Here is an 8,354-nt window from a genome sequence, read left to right on the forward strand (position 1 = left end):
ATTTTGTGAAGAAGCGCCGTACCGGGGAGTACGGTCGACTGAGCAAAACTCCCTTAGAGCCGCAAGGAGCAAGCAAGGCCAGGAGCATGTTTATGAAATATCCGGGCTAGTATATTTGGCTATTAATACATGGGAACTATCCTAAAATAATTTCCCTGTTTAATAATCGACGAATATCGTTTATTAAGGGCCGAAACAGCCTCTCGGCCTCTGGGGCATTACCCCAATTACGCTCAAAACGATCAATATCCCGGAGATACGTCCCTCTAAAAATACAGTGACTCCTGTGTGTTTTCATGGAGTCAAGGTCAATCATCAATACACGACTGTTTTCCACAATAAAGTTAGTTGACTTAAAGTCTCCGTGGGCAATCAACACTTGAGGAAAGGTTACAAAAATATCTTCCAGCTCTCGATAGACATTGCCTCTGATAGTACAGTTGTTTTCTTCTGAACAGTATGAACCGAGTGTCTTTCCCTCACTGTGTTCGGTGACCACATAACTATAGTGAATCCATTTACCTTGTCGCTTTTCCAGCATGGCCAGATTCTCAGGGGTAGCAATACCCATTGCGGCTAAATGCAGCGCTCCCTGCCAGCACACGCGCGCGCGGGAGAGAATCAAGCTACGCTTCAAGCTATGCAAGGTACTTTTTGGGTTGTAACGTTTTATAATGACTCTTTGACCATTGCCCATGGTATAAAGGCTAACGGTTGTTGCCTTGCAACTTTTTAATAACTCTCCCTGCTCAATAGCGCTATCAATACTTAATAACAGTTCACGCAGCGCCACTGAGTCTTTTGAGCGGTTGACTATTTGAAACTGTGACCATGACTGGCTAACTTCAAACTGACGGTTGTTTTTAAAACAGGTCTTAAGTGACTTGTATTGAGACCGGCGACGTTTATAAACCTGTGCTTTCAACGAAGAGTAATCCAATGCTTTTATTGCGTTGAATATGTCAGGGAGATAACGATCGTACCTTGGATAAAGTGCGGCAAGGGTAGACACTGTATCAGTTTTGCCAGGGTTTGTACGCATCGCATCATGGATGTAACGAGCAAGCTGTGCTAAACGCTCAGTATCTAAAAGCGGCTGTAAACATTCATTAATATTCCTCATACCCTACCCTCAATAAGCTGTGGCCTTTTTTTGGCGCTGGTCTTTTTTTTCAGCTTATCGATGACTGCATACCATCGATAATAGTAGTCGTTATTCTCCTACTGGCATCAGTTTTGCGCAAAATAAGATTGTGAGCAACTTACAGGTGGCTTTCAGCCGTGTTATTGAATCGAGCAACCAGACTCGTCTGCCACTCCCTCATTAAAACGGGCAACCACCTCTTTGGCGCCATCTATGCCATGCCTGTATTGCGGATTTACCGCCAGACAGAGTTTATCTGGCCGAAACCATGGTAACAGAGCATTGTCGAATGGCCGCTCCTCATAGGGCCAGACCAAACCTACTACATGATCAGAAGGAATGTTATGTGTAAAGTTTACTTCATATATCCTCTGCAAAATGGGAAACGCCTCGACCAGTCGGTGATTTGGGCGAGGGGTAGGGATTGCAAACCCCCTCAAGGTGACGGCATCAATAAGGTAAACATTGCCTCGTCTGTGTCGGCCTGAGCTTCCTGGTACATTTGTTCTTCCAAGACCATATCTGCTGGCAACTGTCGCGCAGACTGTGGATGAAATGCCGCGATTGTGGGTTAACCCATCCATATCACCCGTCACAGTGCCAATATCCTCCTGAGTGAGAACAACTTGTTTCTCGAATCCCTCACGAAAAACTGTCTCTGGACTTCTATAGTCTCCTCGAAAAACATAACCTGAAAAGCACCCATTTTCCTCTGGGTTAACAGACGGAATTTCGCAACTCCCCCTTACCATTGTTGTGTTTTCAAACATCGTTGCGTTTTTCAGAACAAGAACATTCTCAGTCTTTAAAATATGGGTATTAAAATCGTCTGTGGAATGCAACATAAACCTACCCGTTAGTCGTCTGAAACACAGACAGAAAAAACAGGAGGTGTTTTCACTTTCATAGCAGGTTAACTGTTTTCAAAACTACGAAAAATATCTCCTGCCAGCATTCCCTGCCAAAAAGATGATAATGCAAGGGTAGCCGCATTTCAGAAAATCAACAGCTTTTCATTTTTGCAAAGGCAAAAATTCATCACAATAATGAACATCTGTCTTCACAAAGATGATTTTGGAATAGGTTCTCTGCCCTCCAAGAAGCCGTTTTAACAGCATAAAGAGTGTTAGGAGCCTGTCGGATTTAAGACAATTTCGGCCTAAAACTCAGAAAGTGCGAGAAAATGCGAGAAAATGCGGCCAGAATTTCCGTTTAATTTGCTTAAATAGGCCAACTATTCGCACAAATTGATCGAAAATTCTGACTCGACCTACAGAATTTTATGCTCGAAAGCATAAGTCCGACAAGCTCCTAGTAGTGATTGTTATCCTTATCAGGTTTTGCTTCTGCCAACATTTCCAGGCTAAAAGTCCCAAGGGGGTTAATGCGCAAGTTGCCAACTTTGTGAAAATAAGTAAATAATAATTGACCTTTATTGGGTGTAGTCTGAGCCAACTTATCAGATTTTGATTCATTTGTTTTGGATGTAATCTCAGGCGCCTCACCAGATTTTAATGCCTCTGTTTCCGGTAGAATCTCAGGCACCTTCTGATACATACCATTTGCAGCTGTTTCGAGTACAACCTCAGGCATCTCCTCATACATATCGAGTGTATCTGTTTCCGGTGGAATCTCAGGCATCTCCTCATACACAGTGCTTGCAACTGTTTCAGGTGCAATCTCAGGCACATTTTTAGGCTTATCGCCTGCAACGGCAAAAGCATCTTTTGCTAACGTAATCCAGTATTCTGATTTTTTTGGCCCTTCGCCTTCATCCACCTGAACACTACAATGAAGAAATTTTTGTCCATCCGCCATAGTCACTAAAAAAGCTGTGTCAGAGGCTTTTCTTGAATTCAGAAAATAAGCATCACACTTTACCACACGGCATGGTTCTACAGGCTCATCACTCTTTACCACCCTTCTTCCATTCACTTGTTCAAATTCCCTTACCAACTTCTGAGCCATCAGGTCGGGCGATAAATAACAACCGGAAAACAAAGGTGCCCCATCTTCGTCAAATTGTGTCGGGGGAAAAATGTCTTTATAACCATCAATTTTGAAGTGAATCATTGGCAAACTGTCATTTTCTGCCAGGTCTCTCTTAAAATCTGACAGACTGGCAGCTCCCCTGATGCCACCTGTGGTGCATTCGCCCTCTTGCCCCCCTTTTTTTTCTTCTCCTTCATCTCCCATCAGATTTTTGATGGGAAAGGGCATAAAACCTATATCGTTCGAATTATAAAAAACCATGACGGCTTTCTCACCAACAACAACTTGGCCAATTTGCGTATTATTTTCTTCGTCATTAAAAACAGGTAGTTTGGCGCCTACCTGAAACTCGCTGCTGTTATATTGTATATAACACTGTTTATTACTGTCAGGGTTAATAATAAAATGATGCCCATTGAATGTCATAACGTCATCAGCAAAACTGTGACAGATAAAACTGATAAAAAATAACACCCCTATTTTTTTTATCATGACGCAACACCTTTTAATATTGTTTAACAGAATACCAAAAGATAGCGCCAATTTGTTTTTTATCAATAATTTTTAATAAACAGGCTCATTTAATAATTAGGATGCCCGGCCTTACGGATCATCCGGGCATACAGTTTTTTTGCTTTTTCTTCCGTTTTTTTCCACAGCGCAACATCATTATGCAGTGCTTCTTTCAATGACTGTCCTGTATACCGCTTTATAAACCGATAAATATCGCGCTGAGTAAAACCATAGTCCATTGCTGAATAGTACAGGCCAGACAAGTCTTTTATGCGCCACCTCGCTGGTAATGAATGACGAATCCGCGCACGATGCAGGTCTATCAAGTAAAGCCTTAACGCTGCCTTATCACCTTTGCTGATGGCTTCAAAGCTGCCAGCAGGGGTCAGGAAATGGCAAAAATAGTAGTCTCTGTGATTAATACCGTTGTTGTGCAAGGTGCGGCTGATATCAGCGAGCTTATCCACTACAGCCCGTTTTAACTGAATAGTCGGCGGTTTATCCTGCCATTGTTCACACAGCTCTTCCAGAGATAACATATTACTGAGTTCCTCCGTGACAAGAAATGACTGCTGACTGGCCGGGTTGTTCCCTCTTTCACCAAAAGCCACCGGTGTCATCGTATCAATACCGAGGGCGTGCAACTTATTCAGCGCGTCCCATTCATTGCGGGCACCGAGCACCGGTTTACGAAAACGCAGCAGATTTTCAACAATTTCTTTCCACCCCACGCCCTTATGCACTTTGGCAAAAAAGCCTTTGTCCTGAAACTCGAACCGGAAGGTACGACGCGCTTCTAAATCACGGAAGGTTTCTCCCTCCATGGTATTGAGCAGCCGGAAGACATCCTGACTCTGCCAGGTTCGCTTAAAGTCATCTCGTAAGAACAGCGTCATGAATACCGTTGTTTAAAATGTTGATCAATAATCTGTGCGGCCTGCTCATGCAAGCTGTATAAATCCATTTCAGCCGCATAGCGCAACCCCTGCTGCTGCCAGTAATCAAGGCTGCCCGAACCCACCATCATTTGCACAGCGGTATTGAGCTGCTTTTGTTGATAGGGGCCAGCGGGGACAACAATACCGGCATCGGCACGCTCAACATGGTGGGCATAGCCGCAGTTATCCGTCACAATCACAGGTAGCCCGGCGGCAATGGCTTCCACCAGAACCATGCCCGCGCTTTCGGTACGAGCAGGATGCACCAGCACATCGGCTGCCACCATCAGTTGCTGGACATTATCCCTGGCGCCCAGAAATACCACCTGGTTGGCTATACCTGACTTTTCAGCCTGCCGTTGATAGCCATCGGGCTTGTCGCCACCTGCCACAACCAGGGACGTTTTTTTCTGAAGCACTTCAGGCAGCGCGGCCAAAGCACTGATAGCGCGGTCGAGTCCTTTGGTTTTAAACCTTGACCCCACCAGCAGTAGCATGATGTCACTGTCAGATAAAGACAATGACTTGCGAATGCTGTCCCGTGTTGACTGACGCTTGTCAATATAGTCATTTCTTGCAATGCCCGGAGGTAGCAGGGTGAAGCGTTCCTCCGGGGTCTGATAGTGCGTTTGAAAATCCATCACCTGCCGCTGCGTTAACACCAGAGCATGACTGGACGATTCATGCCCAAAAACAGCCCGCTCAAGCTGCTCGAAAATTTTATAACGCGGGGTTAGCCGGTACAGCCAGCTTCGCTCAGTCAGTCCTTTCTTGCGGTAACAGGTGTCTGACGCAAAATAAATGTCCAGCCCGGCCATTTTATTAAAACCGATCAGCAACAGATCGCCTGCTTTTTTCTCAGCCAGTATCGCCTGTTGAAAATTCACCATCCGCCGATGGTTAGTGCTGCCATTGACCGGCATTTGATGAATAACAAACCCTTCAGGTCGCTGGCCCTCCCAACGGGTTGTATACACTGAAACGGCATAACCGAGGCGCTGGCATGCTAACGCTGTTTTCAGAAAGTCCTGCTGCAAACCACCGTGGGGAAAGTAGTGGTACAGCACAAAACTTACAGCGTGGTTTTCAGGCGTGACCATACAAAATCTGGCGTCATGGGCGAAAAGATATCAGGGTCAACCGCAGGGAAATCACCTGGTGGGCAGTGATCCAGGGTCAGGTGAATCTGCCCCGTGCCATAAGCCCCGATGCGTGCCGGACTGGTGGGCCCGTAGAGGGAAACGGCAGGTTTATCCAGTGCTGCTGTCAAATGCCCAAGGCCGGTGTCAACAGAAACCACTCCTGCCGCGTGGCTGATGATCCCTGCCAGCCTCGACAGACTGCTTTTTGGCAGCACCTCAGCATATTCAGACGCCAGGGCAATGCGCTCTGCCCGGGCTTTTTCTACAGGGTTTCCCCAGGGAAGCAACACCCTGAGTCCTGAGCGGTTTACATGGTTGGCCAGTTCACACCAGTAGGGTTCAGGCCAGTGTTTATTGTGGCGAGTAGTACCATGAATAAAAACAACATAAGGTTTGTCAGAATAACTGTCGCAATCAAACCGCTCTCTCTCCAGTAAAAACCTGCCAATGTGATCAGGCACTTCATAGCCAAGAGACTGGGCGAGCAAGTGCCTTACCCGTTCCACAGCATGCTGGTTCCAACATACTTGCTGGGGATTCTCGTAAAGGCGGGATGAAACCGGCTCACGTGCCGAGTGCTTGTTCAGGCCAAACGAAGGCCCTCGGGAGAGTCTGGTTAAAAAGGCCGTTTTCAATAAACCCTGTGCATCAATCACTGCATCGTACTGACGTGCTTTTAACCGTTCTTTAAACCGCCGCCACTCACCATTGGTGAGCGCATTGAGGGGTGACTTGCGCCAGCGCCGCATAGCTACCGGAATAATTTTATCCACTGCCGGGTGCCAACCAGGAATTTCGGCAAACGCTTCTTCAACCACCCAGTCAAAAGAAACGCCCTTAATTGCCTGCACCGCATCAGTTAAAGCCGGTAAACTGTGAATGACATCCCCCATGGAGGAAACCTTTATCAGTAGAACCTTCATTCCGTGCAATGTCCTTTAGCGATCACAGAGGCAGCATCCAGTTGAGGTGACAGGGCCGCCAGCACCCTGTCAGGGTTGAGCTTTTTCATGCAATTCTGGTGCTCAAGGGGGCATTCCCGTTTAAAACAAGGACTGCACTCAAGTCCCAACCATAGTGTCTGGCTGTTATCACTCATAGGCGGTGTATGTGCCGCTGTGGTAGAGCCATAAAGAGCTACCAGTGGCCGCGAAAGTGCTGCGGCAATATGCATCAGCCCGGAATCATTACTCACGACAGCACTGGGGACTGAGAGCAGATCAACAGCCTCAGCCAGACTGGTTTTTCCAGCCAGATTAAAACAGTGCGCCTGCTGAGGCCCGGGGAGATATCCGATAACTTCGTTGGTAATGGTCCGGTCTTTTTCGGAACCAAATAGCCAGACCTGCCAGCCAGCGTTGATCATTGATGCCGCCACTTCACCATAGTATCGGGCAGGCCACTGCTTGGAAGGGCCAAATTCCGCCCCCGGACATAGCCCTAAAACAGGTCTGCCAGTGTGCAGTTCATGTCGACGCAGGACGCTTTCTACACTATTAGCAGACACCTTGAGGGCTGGCTTGGGCAAAGGGTCAGATGTCTGCGCCCCCTTTGGATAGGCCAGAGCCACAAAACGATCCACCATTAAAGGACGCTGCGCTTTGTCCAGCACACGAATATCATTGAGCAGACCATAGCGAAGTTCTCCGCGCCAGCCGGTGCGAACGGGAATGGATGCCCAAAAGGGGATCAAGGCTGATTTGAGTGAATTGGGAAGAACAATCGCTTGATCATAGCCCTCAGCCTTAAGGGATTGCCCAATCTTCCTGCGGGTCCTCAGTTGGAGTTCGCCATGACCCAGAGGCATATCAATCCCCCGGCGAACTTCAGGCATCCGCTGCAAAATAGGGCCGCTCCAGGCAGGTGCCAGTACATCAATAACAGCGTCGGGCTGTTGCTGCTTTATTGCGATAAACAGCGATTGTGCCATCACCATATCCCCCACCCAAGAGGGACCGACAATGAGGTATTTCACGTTAACGGGTTATCCTATGACATGGGAATCAGACACGCTACCGCCCGTCAGAAAGGCCGTTTTGGCTCCGACTCAGCGTGAGAAAGGCTCAAAACCCATAAATTTCAGTGGCAAGTAGTGTAACAAACCAGGTAAAGAAAGGTGTGATGAGCAGATCCTGAATTGCCGGAACAATAAGCTCAGCAGCAACCCAATGTGAAAATGGAGCAAAGGTATACGATAAATGCACCTATTTCCATACTCACTTTTAGCTTGTATTTACGTGAAATCAACTTTTTGGGAAAAGCGCTTGTCAGTGAACAGCAACTGCCAGTTAATTAACCACACAACCGTCGTTCCTGCAAAGGCGAGAATGACGACTGTATAGGTACTAGCCCTTAACAGCACCAGGAGCCTGTAGGGCTTAAGCTTTCGAGCATGAAATTCAGTAGAGCGAGTCAGATTTTTCGATGGGTTTGCGCGAATAGTTGACCTATTTAAGCAAATGTATCGGAAAATATAGCCGCTTTTTCTGGATTTCAGGCCGAAATTGCCTTAAGTCCGACAGGCTCCTAGTGGTGCTAAGCCCTAATATCTATCCCTTTGAAAATGTGGTTTAATCCGCATCTCCAGTAAGACATAAGTAAATGGCAGGGATGCAGTTGAACCAC

General features: G+C 46.9%; 7 protein-coding genes. All 7 read right to left on the reverse strand.

Annotated features, from left to right (window positions below; all coding sequences use genetic code 11):
* Window positions 1-136: 136 nt before the first annotated feature.
* The 7 genes from V4C51_RS16190 to waaF all read right to left on the reverse strand — a co-directional run bounded on the left by V4C51_RS16190 (window position 137) and on the right by waaF (window position 7,704).
* A complete protein-coding gene (locus tag V4C51_RS16190; RefSeq protein WP_330927221.1) occupies window positions 137-1,123 on the reverse strand; it encodes a BUD32 family EKC/KEOPS complex subunit in 987 nt (328 codons plus the stop codon).
* Window positions 1,124-1,284: 161 nt separating this feature from the next.
* Window positions 1,285-1,989 carry a hypothetical protein gene (locus tag V4C51_RS16195; protein ID WP_330927222.1) on the reverse strand — a complete coding sequence of 235 codons (705 nt, stop codon included), beginning with the start codon at window positions 1,987-1,989 and terminating at the stop codon, window positions 1,285-1,287.
* A 466-nt stretch (window positions 1,990-2,455) separates the two neighbouring features.
* Window positions 2,456-3,628, reverse strand: coding sequence for a hypothetical protein (locus tag V4C51_RS16200; RefSeq protein ID WP_330927223.1), 1,173 nt, complete (start codon window positions 3,626-3,628; stop codon window positions 2,456-2,458).
* An 89-nt stretch (window positions 3,629-3,717) separates the two neighbouring features.
* Window positions 3,718-4,545, reverse strand: a complete 828-nt coding sequence (gene rfaP / locus V4C51_RS16205) for a lipopolysaccharide core heptose(I) kinase RfaP (protein WP_330927224.1) — start codon at window positions 4,543-4,545, stop codon at window positions 3,718-3,720.
* Window positions 4,542-5,687 carry a glycosyltransferase family 4 protein gene (locus tag V4C51_RS16210; protein ID WP_330927225.1) on the reverse strand — a complete coding sequence of 382 codons (1,146 nt, stop codon included), beginning with the start codon at window positions 5,685-5,687 and terminating at the stop codon, window positions 4,542-4,544. Before V4C51_RS16210 ends, rfaP begins: the two co-directional genes overlap by 4 nt.
* The gene (gene waaC / locus V4C51_RS16215; protein WP_330927226.1) at window positions 5,660-6,652 is read right to left on the reverse strand and encodes a lipopolysaccharide heptosyltransferase I; all 993 of its coding nucleotides are present in this window, start codon (window positions 6,650-6,652) and stop codon (window positions 5,660-5,662) included. The genes V4C51_RS16210 and waaC overlap by 28 nt, the downstream gene beginning before the upstream one ends.
* Window positions 6,649-7,704, reverse strand: a complete 1,056-nt coding sequence (gene waaF / locus V4C51_RS16220) for a lipopolysaccharide heptosyltransferase II (RefSeq protein ID WP_330927227.1) — start codon at window positions 7,702-7,704, stop codon at window positions 6,649-6,651. The genes waaC and waaF overlap by 4 nt, the downstream gene beginning before the upstream one ends.
* Window positions 7,705-8,354 lie beyond the last annotated feature (650 nt).

The sequence above is a fragment of the Candidatus Sororendozoicomonas aggregata genome (assembly GCF_031528575.1).
Taxonomy (GTDB): domain Bacteria; phylum Pseudomonadota; class Gammaproteobacteria; order Pseudomonadales; family Endozoicomonadaceae; genus Endonucleibacter; species Endonucleibacter aggregata.